Below are 14,951 nucleotides of genomic sequence, written 5' to 3' on the forward strand. Positions count from 1 at the left end.
AATTTTATGGCGATTTTACGGGTTCCCACCGTATCAAAGTTCGAATAACTTCAAATCGCCCCAAAAAAAGTGTAGGAAAGTACCCCATTAAAACGATATAGAATAAATTATCATCACTTCAAATAAGTGCTTGATCGTAGAAGAAGTATATTGTGCTGCTGCTAAACTACATACAGATGTAGTCAAATCGAACTATGACCTCACAGAGCAAGACGGAGGCTCCTGTGGCAATATTTAAAATGTTTGGAAAGAAAAATTCCAACAGTCCGGTCAACTCTGATATGGACAGACAAAGAAAATACGAAGCTCTTGTTCGGGGCTATCACAGAGACTTGTATCGCTACGCTTACTGGTTGTGCAAGGATAAGGCGGTTGCAGAAGATTTGGTTCAAGAGACCTGTCTGCGTGCATGGAAGTCGCTGGATAGTCTTCAAGATGAAAAGGCTGCAAAATCTTGGCTTATTACCATATTAAGACGAGAAAACGCACGCCGCTTCGAGCGTAAACAATTTGATTTGGTTGATATCGATGACTACGGCAATGATGCTAAAGTCAGCGATGACCCACATCATCAACAGGAATGGCTGCAAGCTCAGATCATGAAGCTCGACGTCGAATACCGTGAACCTTTATTTCTTCAAGTTGTAGGCGGTTTCAGTGGAGAAGAAATCGGTGACATTCTTGATTTAAACAAGAACACAGTAATGACGCGCCTATTCCGTGCCCGTAATCAATTAAAAGAGATGTTGGATTCTCAAGATACTCAGAGAGGACAAAAAAATGGATGATTTAGAATTTCGTCGTCGTATTTTGTCGGATCCAAAACAGAAGGATGAAGAGATTCTGCAAGCTTTAGCTGAGAACGACGCTAACAGCAAGTTTGTTGATGACGTTTTGGATCTCGACCTTAAAATCAAGCAAGCCATGAATGTGGATGTGCCTGAAGACCTTGCCGACAAAATTCTGTTTAGCCAAACGTCAAACGCGCTAGATGACGACAAAGTGGTAAGACCGAATTTTGCTCGTAAAGCGATGGCACTGGCGGCATCGGTTGCGTTTACTGCTGGTCTACTTGTAGGTCAAATCAACTGGGGCAATGTTATTGTTTCTCCAGCGCAAGCAAGCCTAGCTGACACCGCAATGAAGCACGTCGTGGCAGAGAAAGAGTTCGTTAACCAATTAGACGAGAATGTTTCTAATAGGCAAGTAAATGCCAAGATGATGCCTTTCCATTATCAGATCAATGGCGACTTCCCTTACCACGTCTACTACCTGAATCATTGTGGCTTTGGTGAGTCGAACAATGCTCTTCATATGGTCTTCCAAGGAAAAGAAGGCAAAGTAACCATGTTTGTTACTGACGTGAAGAGTGATCAGAAAGTCGACTTTGATAAAGATGGTATGAGCGGCGTTGTGAAACCAGTAGGTAAAGCAAGCATGATTCTTGTTGGTAACAGCGGTGAAGACGTTGAAGCCATCGCAGCGAAACTCGCTCCTATGATGGAACCGATGTAAGAACTTCATCGAAACCACAATACTAAACAGTAAAAAGCCGCTAAATTTCGAAATTTAGCGGCTTTTTGTTTATAAATTCAAAGCAAAACATTCACCCCGCCCATTGAATTTAGAGTCAAAACTCTAAATTATGCACTTTAGGTGCAATTTCCCGACATTTAGACATCATTTCTGCAATTTTTATTCAAATTTATCCAATGGTCGGATTTGTATGGTCCACTCTTAATACTACTATCTGCGCCACTGAGCAAAAGCTCAACTTATCGTCCAAAGAGACGAAACTAATAAGGAATAAATAATGACTCAGAATACGCGTCTGTTTAAAAAGACTCTCCTAGCAGTGACGGTTGCAATGGCATCTGGTCAAGCAATGGCAGCTGGTTTCCAGCTAAACGCACAATCAGCGACTGGTATCGGTCGTGCATTCGCAGGTGATGCAGTAATTGCAGATAACGCATCTGTAATGGCTCGTAACCCAGCAGCAATGGCTCTATTTGACAAAATGGAACTGTCGCTAGGTTTTGAAACGATCACTACTGATATCTCAGCTAAAAATGTGACTTACAAGAGCCCATTTGGTCAAACGCTAGATAACACTAGCTATGATGATATTGGCAGCACATCTGTAGCACCGAACATCCATCTTATCGTGCCAGTGAACGACAAGTTTGCTTGGGGCGTAAACGCATACTCTAACTTCGGTACAAAAACAGAGTTCAGCAATGACCTAACATGGTCTGAGTTTGGCGGTTTAACTGACGTGAAAAGCGTTAACGTTGGCATTGCGGGTTCGTACCGTCTAAACGACCAATGGAGCTTTGGTGCAGGTCTAGACCTAATTTACGGTACAGGTAAGCTACAACGTACTCTTGGTACAGACCTATTGGGCGGTATGATTCCAAAAGGCACTACTCTATTAGATGCTGATGCGGCAGGTTTTGGTGTTGGCTTTAACGTTGGTACCGTATTCGAACTAGATGAAAATAACCGTTTCGGTTTCTCTTACCGTTACAGCCCAGAAATTGAAGCAGAAGGTGACATTGCATTCTTACCAGCAGGTGCGAAAGACTCTAATGGTAAACTAAACCTTCCTCTTCCAGATATGGCGGAGTTCTCTGGTTACCACAAAATTCAAGATACTAAGTTCGCAGTACACTACAGTGTTCAATGGATCGGTTGGAGCGCATTCGATACTCTAGACGGTACTGTAAACGGCTCTAATCAAACATTTAACGATTACGAGTGGCAAGACGGCTGGCACTACGCTATCGGTGGTACCTACTACATGAACTCGGACTGGACACTACGTACTGGTTACATGTACGACACAAGTGCACAAGACCAGAAGACATCAGTATCAGTGCCTGACTCAGATCGTCAATGGTTCTCAGCAGGTGCAACTTACCACATTGATAACGCATCAAATGTTGATATTGGCTTTACATACCTATTAGGTGAAGACGTTAAAGTTAACGAAACGTCTAGTTTAGGTACCTCTATCGAAGCAACGACTCGTGCGGACGCGATTCTATTCGGCTTACAGTACAGCCGCAGCTTCTAAGCATTACGCGACAAGCTAATATAAGTACTCTCTATATAAAAGGCTGGAATTCCAGCCTTTTTTCTTATCTATTGTTTTCCATTCACCGAGATTGGGCGCACACGTGTAATCAAAAGCCATAATTATGACTCACAGGTGTTCGCTGAAATTTTTTCACACAGCCGTTACAGTTAGATAGATCATCTACATATCTCTATATAAATAGATTATAGGACTGAAAACACTGTTTTATTGGCTTTTCATTTTTAAAGTAATAACTCTAGTCGTAAACTTTCGCTCCACGTTATAAATAACTCAGCGAACATTACAATGAAAACCAACAAGACTCTCCTATCAACAGCAGTGGCATTCGGCCTACTTAGTACTTCAGGCGTTGCAAACGCAGCAGGTTTCCAACTTGCAGAATACTCTGCGACTGGTCTAGGTCGTGCATACGCTGGTGAAGCAGCAATGGCTGATAACGCAAGTGCACAATGGCGTAACCCAGCAATGCTAACTTACCTAGAAGGCACACAAGTGTCTGTTGGCGCTATCTATGTTGATCCTAATATTGATATTGATGGTGAAATAACAACCCCATCACTCACTGGTGATAATCGTGGTGCCACTTCAGCGAAAGACATTGCGCATAGTGCTGTTGTTCCCAATTTTTACCTGTCACACATGTACAACGATCAATGGGCTGTTGGTTTCGCTCTTGGCACAAACTATGGCATGGAAACAGAACTAGAAAGCACTTTTAATGCGACTCACTTCGGTGATGAAGCTAAAGTGATGACAGTTGAAGCTCTTACTAGCCTAGCATATAAGATTAACGAGCAATTTAGTGTTGGTGCAGGTATTCGTTACGTCACTGGTGAGGGTCATTTTGGAGCAAGCAACAAAAAGCTTGGCACTCTAAAATATATGGAAGGTGATGACAGCTCTTGGGGCTATCAAATTGGTGCAGCATGGCAAATTAACGATACTAACCGAGTTGGTTTTGCCTACAAGTCTGAAGTGACAATGGATTTTGATGGCTACGCAACAGGTTATGGTTTCAATAATACAAATCCATCGGCCAAGAAAGATGGTAGTCTAGAAATTATTCTTCCAGCTACTGCTGAAATCGCATCATACAGCCAAATTACAGAACAACTTGGTGTACATGCAAGTGTTAACTGGACAGATTGGAGCACATTTAAAGAGCTAAAAGCTAACTTTAAAGACGGTACATCAGACGTAATCAAAACTGAAAATTGGAAAGACAACTACCGTTTCGCAATCGGCACTACTTACCAATGGGATCAAAAATTAACACTTCGCTCCGGTGTTGCGTATGATACGGCCGCAGTGGATCACAAATACCGTACTACAACAATTCCAGAAACAGATCGTACTTGGTTAAGCGTTGGTGCATCTTACGAATTTACTAAGAACCTAACTTTAGATGGTGGCTTTACTTATATTCTAGCTAAAGATGCGCCTATTAAAGAACCTAGAGACCAATCAGATAAACTATCTTCTTTGATTGGTGGCGAATTCCAAGGTGAGATTTCGGGTGACATTTGGCTAATCGGTGTTCAAGCGAACTACACGTTCTAATCTGAACGCTATTTCTCGATAAAAGAAAGTTACCGACAAAAAAGAAAGGCTTGGTGAAAACCAAGCCTTTTTATTTTGCTATTTGCTGAAGCGATTAGAAGTCTTCTTCTAAATACTCGTCCAAGTATGCTTCTTCGTCTTCATCCACTTCATCAACATTGTTGATTTCCGCTTTGAAATCTTGACGCTGCAAGTAAACATCACGCGTTAGCACATATGGATCTGGAGATGCTTCAAGCTGTGCTTCTTGTGGAACCAATAGCGCACGTTTCTCCATGCCCTCTAGTGCCCACTTACCAAGACCCGCCCAGAAGTTAAGGTAAGACAAGGGTACATACATACCATCTACAGTATCTGTCACTTCACGTAGCGTATATGGACCATAACCAGGAATCATAAAGTATGGGCCGTTACCAACGCCATAGTGCCCGACTACGCTGCTGAATTCTTTGTTGTCGTATTTAGTAATACCTGCGGCCGTTGCAATATCGAACAAACCGAAAATGCCGAACGTGGAGTTAATCCAAAAACGGTTAAAGTGATCAACGGCTTTGGTGCCATTGCCCATAACAAGGTTGTTTACCACACTTGCTGGCTCATCTAAGTTTGCTAAGAAATTAGCAATACCAGAGCGAACCGGCACTGGTGTGTAATCCACGTACGCAAGAGAGATCGGACGAACCAAATACGGGTCTAAGTAATCGTAGTTGATGTCCCACATTGCGCGGTTGAAGCCTTCTAATGGATCATAAGCATCAGAAGTCGTTTGATTAGTTTCGTTTTCTTCAGTTACTGCCTCCTCGGGCGCACTTGAACAGCCAACCAGTCCAACTGCGAACAGTAACAAGAAGATGGATTTACCCTTGTTATACATTCTTCGTTCCATAACGACTATTAATATACCTAAGCAACCTTTTGATATATGTACGGAAAGCACCGAAAGAAAAGTCACTTGGGTATATAAATAAAGGCCAGCAATCGCTGGCCTTTTTCATTCTACTCGATAGTTGCTAGTCATACCACAAAACAGAGATGGCAATCACTAAGTGTCAAATATCAGAGACGATTATGCTTATTGATACTGCTTATCGATCATCACTTCAACTGGCTGACCGAAATCAACCACAGCGCTCTCACCGTGCCAATCTTGGTCGCGAGTCGCCACGTTGCCATCAGAGTCGACACGAACACGAACCATCAGCTTCTCTAGAGAAGAAAGCTTCTGTCCGTCCATCATCGCATTACCATCATCCAGTACCACTGTACGAGGGAATGTGCCTAATGGGTAGCGAGCTGCTGCAACTGGCATTGGAGAGCCGTCTGCACGGTGGATTGATACGATCAATACCGCGTTTGGATCCAACTGAGCCTCTGGCGCAACGTTAATCGTCACCGCCACACTCTTGTCTGGAGAAACCGCTTCGCCCATTTGCTTGCGCGCGCTTTCGATACTGCGGCCTAACATTTCGTAGCGGCTGTCTTCTGGACCAATCATTTGCTGCATGATGCCCCAGTATTTGATTGCCGCCGGGAAGTCTTGACGCTCAAATGCATCAAACGCTAGTAGCGAGAATACACGTAGATCAACGTAATCCTGCTGCATCAGTTTACCAAGCAGAGAACGAGCCGTTGCTTGATCCATCTCGTCTTGAGAAAGCATCAGTGCCTGTGCATAACCAAGTTGAACATCTGGGTCTTTTGGCTCTAGCTTGTACGCTTTCTCCATTGCATCAATAGAAGTCGTTACGTCACGGTTAGCTAAAGCGATACGACCTAGTAGCAACCACCCCGTTGAATCTTCAGGCTGGTAATGCAAACGAGTACGCAGTGCTAAAGATAGGTCAGCCATTTCATCTTCACTCAAAGGTTCAGATGACGCAGACATTAGCTTTTTAGAAAGCTCTGGTAGGTTCTCGTTGACTTCTTGCCACTTGATCACATCTTGAGATGCACCAAATTTGTAGTATAAACCGTAGCTTAAAACTACTGTCAGAATGACTGATGGGATTAAGACTGCAATAGGAGAAACCTTTGTTTCTGTTTGCGCTTTATCACCCGGAATATCGTCAAGTAGCGACTGCTTTAGATCCGAGATCAGATCGTCTTCGCTTTCCACCAGACCTTCGTCTGTTTCTTCAGCAAGCTCAGATAGACGGTCTTTATAGAACGCCTTGTTTAGCTCATCACGTAACACTTCATCGTTGTTGGCTTTTTGCTTTAGCAGTGGCAATGCAATCAATGCGCATGCCACAAGCGTAAGAACAACGGTTGAAACCCAAAATAGTGTCATTATTTCTTATCTCCGTTGTTCTCTTCATCAAGTAATGATTTGAGGCGCGCTTCTTTCTCTTCGTCCCATTGCTCATTGCTTGCTTGAACTGCTTTTGCTTTGGATTTACGGCTACGTAGCACAATCAAACCAAAACCGCCTAATACCACTGCTAGTGGGCCTAGCCACAAAATTGCAGTCGCAAAGGTAAACGGAGGATTGTAAGTTACGAAGTTACCGTAACGAGCAATCATGTAATCCACGATCTCGTCCTTCGACTTACCTTCTTTGGTCATTTCGTACACCTTGTGGCGTAGGTCCTGAGCCAATTCCGCATTCGAATCTGAGATAGTGTTGTTCTGACATTTTGGACAACGCAGAGTATGGCCTAGCTCTTTGAACTGCTGCTCTTGCTCTAGGTTATCAAACTCATACACTTCAATCGCTGCGTGGGCAGCAAGAGAGAATGTCATTGCAGCCAATGCCGCTAAGATAAACTTTCTCATTGCTTCGCCTCCTCAACCAACTTGGTGTAAAGCGGCTCTAGTTTTTCCGCCCAGTTGCGAGGGTTTACGTCACCGACATGGCGGTAGCGAATCACGCCATTTGCATCGATGATAAATGTTTCAGGAGCGCCGTATACGCCAAGGTCTAGACCTAGCATGCCGCTGCCATCAAACAAGTTGATTAGGTATGGGTTGCCTAGGTCGTTTAGCCAACCCACTGCTTTGTTGCGATCATCTTTGTAGTTCATACCGATGATCTTCACACCTTTACCAGCAAGCTCGTTTAGGTATTTATGCTCTGCATAACACGTTGGACACCAAGTCGCCCAAACGTTAAGTAGCAGAGGCTCACCTTTGAAGATCGATTGATCGTATTGCTTGCCCGGCTCCGCCAAATCTTCCAGATGGAACTCAGGTACAGGCTTACCTACTAGTACTGATTCCAATTTTGTTGGATCGTCACCCTCTTGGTTACGAACCAACTGAGTTGCGAAGATACCCGCCAGTACCATGAACGCCACCAACGGGATAAATAGGACTTTCTTATTCATTTCTTATGCCTCCTTCTCCGCTAGCTTTGACTTTTCGTCTTTCTTAGCCGTTTTGCGGAAGCGGTAACGTCTATCAGAAATAGCAAGCGCACCACCTAAAGACATGATCAACGAACCAGCCCAGATCCAACGAACAAATGGTTTGTAGTAAATACGTACTGCCCAAGAGCGGTTATCGTCTAGACGCTCACCCATTGCAATGTATAGGTCGCGAGTGATGCCACGGTCGATAGCCGCTTCTGTCATCATTGACTTCGCCGTGCGGTAGAAACGTTTTTCAGCGTGTAGCGTGTTCACGTACTTACCGTCATTGGTGATTTCAAAGTCCGCGATGTAACCATCGTAGTTTGGACCATCTTTGTCACGTAGACCTGAGAAGTAGAAATCGTAACCGTAAATCTTGAAGTGCTCTCCTGGCGCCAAACGCACGTCACGTTCGATGCTGTAGTTTTGCACCATAGCAATACCAATCACAGTAACGGCTAGACCGATGTGACCAAGCATCATTGCCCAGTGGCTGCGTTGAAGTTTACGAACACCTTCACCGAAGCTATGACGGTGAGTAGCACGCTCGTACAACTCAAAGCCGTGCATTGCAATGATCCAGATTGCCATTACCCAACCGATGTAAGCCATCGCTGAGAAGAAGTCTGCGAATAGGAATACGCACACTGCACCTAGTGTGAAAGCAAGCACACCAGAAACAATCATAGGCTTAATAAGCTTAGATAGATTGTCGCGCTTCCAACGAATCATAGGACCAATACCTAATAGGAAGGCGAACGGCATCATCAGCCATGCGAATAGCATGTCGAAGAATGGCGCACCGATAGATACTGAACCAAGACCAATTTGTTTGTGAACCAATGGCAACAATGTACCAACCAATACGACGACTAGCGCAGCAATCAGAAGCACGTTGTTAGCAAGTAGCGCGTTCTCACGCGACACCAAATCGAAATTACCACGTACGCGAACTGCTGCCCCTTTCACTGCGAATAGCAGGAGTGAGCCACCGATTACGAAGACTAGGAAACCTAGAATAAACATACCGCGTGACGGATCAGACGCGAACGCGTGCACCGATACCAAAATACCGGAACGAACCAAGAAGGTACCCAACAAACTTAGTGAGAATGCCGAGATCGCCAGTAGAACTGTCCAAGCTTTAAATGTACCGCGTTTTTCGGTTACCGCTAGAGAGTGCATCAGTGCTGTACCGGCTAGCCAAGGCATGAATGATGCGTTTTCTACTGGATCCCAGAACCACCAGCCACCCCAGCCAAGTTCGTAGTAAGCCCACCAAGAACCTAGTGCGATACCTAGTGTTAGGAATACCCAAGCTGCGGTTGTCCAAGGACGAGACCAACGAGCCCAAGCGGTATCAAGACGACCAGTCATCAAAGACGCAATTGCAAACGAGAACGCAACCGAGAAGCCTACGTAACCCATGTAAAGCATAGGTGGGTGAACGATCAAACCTGGGTCTTGAAGAAGTGGGTTCAAGTCACGTCCATCTACCGGGAAGAACGGCAACGTGCGTAGGAATGGGTTTGACGTCAGGATGATAAACAGCAGGAAGCCCACTGAGATCATGCCCATTACCGCAAGTACACGTGCAACCGATTCTTGTGGCATGCCACGACTGAAAGTAGCAACCGCAACTGTCCATGCAGCTTGGATGAGTACCCAAAGCAATAATGAACCTTCGTGCGCACCCCAAACCGCAGTTAGACGGTAGTACCAAGGCAATTGGCTGTTTGAGTTACTTGCTACGTATTGCAGCGTGAAGTCGTTGGTGTAGAAACCCCAACACAGAATAACGAAAGAGAAAAACAGCATGATGAACATCGACCACGAAAGCGGTCGTGCTGTGTTCATCAGCATGGTGTTGTTGTTTGATGCACCCCATAGCGGCAATACGCTGAGCAACAATGCCATTGCTAGCGAGAGTATGAGGGCAAAGTGACCGACTTCAGCAATCATTGGCCGCTTCCTTGTTTTTGTTCAGTTGTGTACTGCAAAGGCTCATGAGTTTTCTTCATTGCTTCTGCAATCTCAGGTGGCATGTATTCTTCATCGTGTTTTGCCAACACTTCAAAAGCTTTTACGGTTGTTGCGTCTTCAAGAACACCTTGAGCAACAATACCTTGACCTTCGCGGAATAAGTCAGGAAGGATACCTTCATAAACGATGGTCACTTCAGGACCGACATCGTGCAGTTCAAAGCTTACTTTTAGAGATTCAGGATCACGACGAACTGAACCTTCAACAACCATACCACCGATACGTAGACGCTGGCCTACCTCAGGCTTTGTGCCGTCTGGCTTACCGTTTACCAATTCCGTCGGCGTGTAGAATAGATCCATGTTTTGGTTCAGTGCGTAAAGCATCAAACCGATGGTTGCACTAATACCGATAAAGATCGCTAAAACAATGCCTAGCCTCTTTTTACGTCTCGGGTTCATAACGTGTTCTCCATATTCTTCGCCGCGTCGATACGCGCTTGACGATCAATTTTCGCTTTCACTTCTTTTAACAACGCATCCCCACGGCGGATACTCGAAATCAAAAGAATGAGCATAGATAAGAAAGTAATACCAAACGCGCTCCATACGTAACCTGCGTAGCCACCCATGGCAAATAGTTCGCTCAGAGAATCAAAATGCATAATCAATTACCTCACTGAGTTTTTTCAGCTGCGAGTTTTTGCACCCAAGGGCGATGACTCTCTTTGCTGATAATTTCGTTACGGAAGCGCACCATCGTTACCGCGCCAAAGAAGAACGCAAAACCAAAAATGTTCAGCAACAAAGGCCAAAGCATGTTGGATGAGATCGATGGTTTTTCAAATTTGGTGATAGTCGCGCCTTGGTGAAGCGTGTTCCACCACTCAACTGAGAAGTGGATAATTGGTAGATTCACCACACCGACGATAGCCAAAATACCTGCGGCTTTTGCGGCGGTCTTTTGGTCATCAAATGCGTGGTAAAGTGCAATAACACCAAGGTACAAGAATAGAAGAATTAATTCGGAAGTAAGGCGTGCATCCCATACCCACCAAGTACCCCACATAGGTTTGCCCCAAACGGCACCCGTTAGTAGAGCAATAAAGGTGAATACTGCACCGATCGGCGCCATAGCCAATGCTGCCATGTCAGACAGGCGCACTTGCCAAACCAAGCCGATAAACGCGGCAATGGCCATCGACATGTAAACACCCATCGACCAAATAGCCGAAGGTACATGGATGTAGATAATTCGGAAACTGTCACCTTGTTGGTAATCAGAAGGCGCAAATGCAAGGCCCCAGACAGTACCAACTGTTAGGCATACGAGGGCCAATACAGAAAACCAAGGTAGGAACTTACCACTCAGGTGATAAGCTGCTTCAGGCTTGGCATAAGGATGTAGCCATTTCCACATGTTAAGTTCTCACTCTTACTTCAGGGACACTGTCCAGAGGGCCGAGACCGTAGCAGTGCTTTAATAATAATTCTTTGATCAAACGTCGCTTAAATCGCATTTATTGAGTTAGTTAACACTAACTCGCAGTGCCGCGCTGATAGCAAACGGTGTGAGGGTGACAGCCCCCATCAACATTGCGCCTAAAATCGCCAGTTGTCCGTTATACGTCATACCTAGTGCTGCAGCATCAATCGCGGACGTAGCGAAAATTAGAATTGGGATGTAGAGCGGAAGAATGAGCAAACTCAAAAGAACGCCGCCTTTTTGCAACCCAACCGTCAGTGCCACACCAATGGCACCGATAAAACTCAACGTCGGCGTACCAATCACTAAAGTCAGTACGACAGACAGCCAAGTGTTGAAATCAAGAGAAAGCAGAATTGCCAACAATGGGCTGATTAAAATCAGAGGCAATCCCGTTAGCAACCAGTGAGCTATGACCTTAGAAATCACAACAAGTTGCAATGGAATTGGCATTAGCATCATTTGCTCTAGTGCGCCATCTTGAAAATCATCACGGAATAGACGCTCTAATGATAATAAGGCGGACAGCAGAGCAGCAACCCAAACAATGCCAGCTGCAATACGTGCTAACAAATTAGGCTCAGGACCGATGCTAAGAGGGAAAAGTGTGATCACAATGATGAAGAACCACAATGGGTTCAAAATGTCCGCTTGACGACGAAATGCGATCAGAAGCTCACGGCGAATAATGGTTGTCATGGCCGAAATCATATCAATCACCCAGTTTTATTTTTCTAAGTTTCGGGCTGTCTGCAAACATATCTTGGTGCGTGGTTAGCACGACGATGCCGCCATTGTCAGCATGGCTAACAAACAGTGCCTCTAGCACTTTCACGCCTTGTTTGTCGATTGCAGTTAAAGGTTCGTCCAGAATCCATAGAATTTGATTGCTTAGCCAAAGCCTTGCCAACGCCACACGACGCTGTTGGCCAGCAGAAAGCTGTGCTACAGGCACATCTTCTCGACCCGCAAGCCCTACTTGGGCTAAAGCAGCAAAGATTTCTTCATCGGAGGAGCGATTATTATGGATAGATTGGTAAAAGCGCAGGTTTTCAAACGCGGTAAGTTCGCGTTTAACGCCAGTTTGATGCCCTAAGAACAGAAGGTCTTGATGGAAAACGTCACGAGATTTTTCAACCTCTTCGCCTTTCCATTTGATTGTGCCTTCTTCTCTGTCCCCTAACCCTGTCACGATACGAAGCAGTGTGGTTTTGCCTGTGCCGTTGCGTCCTTCAATCTGGACCAATTCACCAGGCTTGATTTCGAATTGCAGGTTTTCAAACAGGACCCTGTCATCACGGATCGCAGTTAGGTTAGAGACTTCTAACATAGGGCTTCAACTAAAAAATGAACGAGCCGCTATATTAGCACAGCTTAGTTGTGACAAAACAGGATAAGAAAGCGATGATGTATGTAAGCTCGTGAGTTTTTGTTAACTTATAGTCACATTTTAATAAAAATAACCATAAGTGATTATAAGTTTTTATTTTAAAAATAAAAAAAGAAGCCGAAGCTTCTTTTTTAATCTTTATCGACGTCTTCCACGGGGTGGATAAGTCGGGTCATCAGAGGGTTGACTGCTTAGCGGTGGGATTTTCTCTTTCCCTGCCAATTTTTTCTGCAGCGAAAGCATCAATTCTGCTTCTGCTTTTGGCAATTCACACTCTTCAATCAACTCATTGATGTCGGCACCAAGTTGAACCATTTTCGAAGCGCGGCTGTACAAACGACCGTCTGTATCTGCGTGTTCAAGTTCACGAATGCGTTCATTAAGATGTTGAATCACATCTTGTTGTTCAGTCACTTTTTGACCTAGGCCTACCACCACTGAACGCACTTCCAACAGTTGCTTGTTTAGTTTTTGTGTTTCTTTGTCAGCATGGCGTGACTGTGCACGTTGCTGATCCATCTGCTTTTGCAAACCCGCACGCACGCGTAGTTGAAGCAAAAGCAGCACTAAGAATACAAACGCTAGGCCACCCAATATGAGCGGCAAAGATAGCAAGGTTTCTTCAGCCATGATTCATCAGCCAATTATAGGTGAGCCATCTCATCCCATTCGTCATCAGTTAGCAGCTTGTTCAAATCAACAAGGATAAGCAGTTTACCATCACGGTTGCTTACGCCTTGGATGAACTTCGCGCTTTCGTCAGTACCTACAGAAGGTGTTGTATCGATCTCAGAAGAACGTAGGTAAACCACTTCAGCAACGCTGTCTACTAGGATACCGATAACTTGACGCTCAGACTCAATCACGATGATACGCGTGTTGTCTGTTACTTCGCCTTCCATTAGGCCAAAACGTGAACGTGTATCGATAACCGTTACAACGTTGCCACGTAGGTTAATAATACCTAGCACGTAATCTGGCGCACCTGGAACTGGAGCGATTTCTGTGTAGCGAAGAACTTCACGAACTTGCATTACGTTAATGCCGTACGTTTCTTCTTCTAGTTGGAACGTCACCCACTGAAGAACTTCGTCGTTCGATGTATCTTTCTTCACTTCTACTTCAAAAGCTTGAGACATAGTTAATCCTCGTTAATGTCGTTCCCGACCAAAAATCTAATTCAGTGATTTTACATCTAAACCCGCGTTTAGCATGTCTATGAGTGCTTGGACATGAATTAAAGCACACATTTTTTCTTTCACCATGCCCGCTAGCCAAGGGCGTTTGCCCGCTTGTTCACGCCAACGGACTTTGTCGATATTGAGCGTTTCAGTCCCCATCAATTGGTTACTGGCCAACCCCCACATGCTTTCACCAAGCATGACGACGTATTGGTAGTTATCTTTGTAGTTTTCGTCGCGAAGCTTATCCGCCATCACCCACTTTGCAGTGTCGACGACATCAAATTGTTGCTCACGACTGGTTTGCAAACCCAAGTACCATGCAGGGCGACCAATCAAGTGGTTCAGCTCTGTGATGCGGTGAATACCACCTAACTCATCAAGCGGCACCGCAAAAGTCACACCATTTACATCAAAGTAAAGCACTTGAAAATCAGCGCTACGCTGCGTGCTCTCCCAAGTATTGGGTAACTTTGCACCCGCTTCAGTTTCCAGTTCTGTTTCAGTGTGCTGTTCAATCTCCACTTCAACATCAACTGTGGGTTTAACCATTTCAATTTCTGGTTGTTCCCAAACTGGCTCAGGTTTTTCAACCTCTACAGTCGGTGCCGGCTCTTCGTCGATCACCCACTCTTGAATTTCTTCAACGGTTTCCACCGCTGTTTCGACTTCAACTTCTGGTTCCATTGCTTTTGCTTCAGTCGCAATATCAATGGTGTTTTGTTCCAGAATGTCATCGATATCCAACTCTGCCACCACGTTGGTGGACTCAAGCTGGCTGAGCAATCGCTGAACGTCTTCCAGATTAGGCGCTTCTAATTCTGGCGAGTACGAATCACTGTATTGATACGACTCCGGTTCTGCGTATTGCAGCTGTAATTTTGGCTCTGGCTCTGGCTCTG

17 protein-coding genes are annotated in these 14,951 nt (G+C 44.9%); 4 read left to right on the plus strand and 13 right to left on the minus strand.

The window, feature by feature from the left end:
* Positions 1–239 precede the first annotated feature (239 nt).
* The 4 genes from H735_RS24655 to H735_RS24670 all read left to right on the plus strand — a co-directional run bounded on the left by H735_RS24655 (position 240) and on the right by H735_RS24670 (position 4,660).
* Positions 240–788 (plus strand): sigma-70 family RNA polymerase sigma factor, encoded by a 549-nt coding sequence (locus tag H735_RS24655; RefSeq protein ID WP_020197092.1) that lies wholly within the window; start codon positions 240–242, stop codon positions 786–788.
* Positions 781–1,515: a DUF3379 domain-containing protein gene (locus tag H735_RS24660; RefSeq protein WP_020197091.1), complete on the plus strand. Its 735-nt coding sequence runs from the start codon at positions 781–783 to the stop codon at positions 1,513–1,515. The genes H735_RS24655 and H735_RS24660 overlap by 8 nt, the downstream gene beginning before the upstream one ends.
* A gap of 298 nt (positions 1,516–1,813) precedes the next feature.
* Positions 1,814–3,076, plus strand: a complete 1,263-nt coding sequence (locus H735_RS24665; RefSeq protein ID WP_020197090.1) for an outer membrane protein transport protein — start codon at positions 1,814–1,816, stop codon at positions 3,074–3,076.
* 309 nt (positions 3,077–3,385) lie between these two features.
* Positions 3,386–4,660: an outer membrane protein transport protein gene (locus H735_RS24670; protein ID WP_020197089.1), complete on the plus strand. Its 1,275-nt coding sequence runs from the start codon at positions 3,386–3,388 to the stop codon at positions 4,658–4,660.
* 94 nt (positions 4,661–4,754) lie between these two features.
* Here the strand turns inward: H735_RS24670 and H735_RS24675 are convergent, their stop codons facing one another.
* The 13 genes from H735_RS24675 to H735_RS24735 all read right to left on the minus strand — a co-directional run.
* The gene (locus tag H735_RS24675) at positions 4,755–5,534 is read right to left on the minus strand and encodes an MlaA family lipoprotein (RefSeq protein WP_009707358.1); all 780 of its coding nucleotides are present in this window, start codon (positions 5,532–5,534) and stop codon (positions 4,755–4,757) included.
* Positions 5,535–5,732: 198 nt separating this feature from the next.
* Positions 5,733–6,950: a c-type cytochrome biogenesis protein CcmI gene (gene ccmI / locus H735_RS24680; protein ID WP_009707359.1), complete on the minus strand. Its 1,218-nt coding sequence runs from the start codon at positions 6,948–6,950 to the stop codon at positions 5,733–5,735.
* Entirely contained in the window at positions 6,950–7,435 is a 486-nt protein-coding gene (locus tag H735_RS24685; protein ID WP_005433110.1) for a cytochrome c-type biogenesis protein, read from the minus strand. The genes ccmI and H735_RS24685 overlap by 1 nt, the downstream gene beginning before the upstream one ends.
* A complete protein-coding gene (locus tag H735_RS24690) occupies positions 7,432–7,986 on the minus strand; it encodes a DsbE family thiol:disulfide interchange protein (protein ID WP_020197088.1) in 555 nt (184 codons plus the stop codon). The genes H735_RS24685 and H735_RS24690 overlap by 4 nt, the downstream gene beginning before the upstream one ends.
* A gap of 3 nt (positions 7,987–7,989) precedes the next feature.
* Entirely contained in the window at positions 7,990–9,972 is a 1,983-nt protein-coding gene (locus H735_RS24695) for a heme lyase CcmF/NrfE family subunit (RefSeq protein WP_020197087.1), read from the minus strand.
* Positions 9,969–10,454, minus strand: a complete 486-nt coding sequence (gene ccmE / locus H735_RS24700; protein WP_005438749.1) for a cytochrome c maturation protein CcmE — start codon at positions 10,452–10,454, stop codon at positions 9,969–9,971. The genes H735_RS24695 and ccmE overlap by 4 nt, the downstream gene beginning before the upstream one ends.
* Positions 10,451–10,657, minus strand: coding sequence for a heme exporter protein CcmD (gene ccmD / locus H735_RS24705; protein WP_005433154.1), 207 nt, complete (start codon positions 10,655–10,657; stop codon positions 10,451–10,453). The genes ccmE and ccmD overlap by 4 nt, the downstream gene beginning before the upstream one ends.
* 11 nt (positions 10,658–10,668) lie before the next feature.
* Positions 10,669–11,412, minus strand: a complete 744-nt coding sequence (locus H735_RS24710) for a heme ABC transporter permease (RefSeq protein WP_009707361.1) — start codon at positions 11,410–11,412, stop codon at positions 10,669–10,671.
* Positions 11,413–11,520: 108 nt separating this feature from the next.
* Positions 11,521–12,189, minus strand: coding sequence for a heme exporter protein CcmB (gene ccmB / locus H735_RS24715; RefSeq protein WP_020197086.1), 669 nt, complete (start codon positions 12,187–12,189; stop codon positions 11,521–11,523).
* 1 nt (position 12,190) lies between these two features.
* Positions 12,191–12,808, minus strand: coding sequence for a cytochrome c biogenesis heme-transporting ATPase CcmA (ccmA, locus tag H735_RS24720; protein ID WP_020197085.1), 618 nt, complete (start codon positions 12,806–12,808; stop codon positions 12,191–12,193).
* Positions 12,809–13,006: 198 nt separating this feature from the next.
* Entirely contained in the window at positions 13,007–13,498 is a 492-nt protein-coding gene (locus tag H735_RS24725) for a DUF2802 domain-containing protein (RefSeq protein WP_005438735.1), read from the minus strand.
* Between the two features lie 14 nt (positions 13,499–13,512).
* Positions 13,513–14,007, minus strand: coding sequence for a chemotaxis protein CheW (locus H735_RS24730; protein WP_005438733.1), 495 nt, complete (start codon positions 14,005–14,007; stop codon positions 13,513–13,515).
* Between the two features lie 36 nt (positions 14,008–14,043).
* Positions 14,044–14,951: chemotaxis protein CheW (locus H735_RS24735; protein ID WP_042980547.1), on the minus strand; the 908-nt coding region annotated here is incomplete at its 5' end.

The organism is Vibrio owensii CAIM 1854 = LMG 25443 (assembly GCF_000817815.1).
Lineage (GTDB): Bacteria > Pseudomonadota > Gammaproteobacteria > Enterobacterales > Vibrionaceae > Vibrio > Vibrio owensii.

Excerpts from the sequence above, each read along its gene's own strand:
- H735_RS24655 (WP_020197092.1), top strand. The coding sequence starts at position 240 with ATGTTTGGAAAGAAAAATTCCAACAGTCCGGTCAACTCTGATATGGAC.
- H735_RS24660 (WP_020197091.1), top strand. The coding sequence starts at position 781 with ATGGATGATTTAGAATTTCGTCGTCGTATTTTGTCGGATCCAAAACAG.
- H735_RS24665 (WP_020197090.1), top strand. The coding sequence starts at position 1,814 with ATGACTCAGAATACGCGTCTGTTTAAAAAGACTCTCCTAGCAGTGACG.
- H735_RS24670 (WP_020197089.1), top strand. The coding sequence starts at position 3,386 with ATGAAAACCAACAAGACTCTCCTATCAACAGCAGTGGCATTCGGCCTA.
- H735_RS24675 (WP_009707358.1), bottom strand. The coding sequence starts at position 5,534 with ATGTATAACAAGGGTAAATCCATCTTCTTGTTACTGTTCGCAGTTGGA.
- ccmI (WP_009707359.1), bottom strand. The coding sequence starts at position 6,950 with ATGACACTATTTTGGGTTTCAACCGTTGTTCTTACGCTTGTGGCATGC.
- H735_RS24685 (WP_005433110.1), bottom strand. The coding sequence starts at position 7,435 with ATGAGAAAGTTTATCTTAGCGGCATTGGCTGCAATGACATTCTCTCTT.
- H735_RS24690 (WP_020197088.1), bottom strand. The coding sequence starts at position 7,986 with ATGAATAAGAAAGTCCTATTTATCCCGTTGGTGGCGTTCATGGTACTG.
- H735_RS24695 (WP_020197087.1), bottom strand. The coding sequence starts at position 9,972 with ATGATTGCTGAAGTCGGTCACTTTGCCCTCATACTCTCGCTAGCAATG.
- ccmE (WP_005438749.1), bottom strand. The coding sequence starts at position 10,454 with ATGAACCCGAGACGTAAAAAGAGGCTAGGCATTGTTTTAGCGATCTTT.
- ccmD (WP_005433154.1), bottom strand. The coding sequence starts at position 10,657 with ATGCATTTTGATTCTCTGAGCGAACTATTTGCCATGGGTGGCTACGCA.
- H735_RS24710 (WP_009707361.1), bottom strand. The coding sequence starts at position 11,412 with ATGTGGAAATGGCTACATCCTTATGCCAAGCCTGAAGCAGCTTATCAC.
- ccmB (WP_020197086.1), bottom strand. The coding sequence starts at position 12,189 with ATGATTTCGGCCATGACAACCATTATTCGCCGTGAGCTTCTGATCGCA.
- ccmA (WP_020197085.1), bottom strand. The coding sequence starts at position 12,808 with ATGTTAGAAGTCTCTAACCTAACTGCGATCCGTGATGACAGGGTCCTG.
- H735_RS24725 (WP_005438735.1), bottom strand. The coding sequence starts at position 13,498 with ATGGCTGAAGAAACCTTGCTATCTTTGCCGCTCATATTGGGTGGCCTA.
- H735_RS24730 (WP_005438733.1), bottom strand. The coding sequence starts at position 14,007 with ATGTCTCAAGCTTTTGAAGTAGAAGTGAAGAAAGATACATCGAACGAC.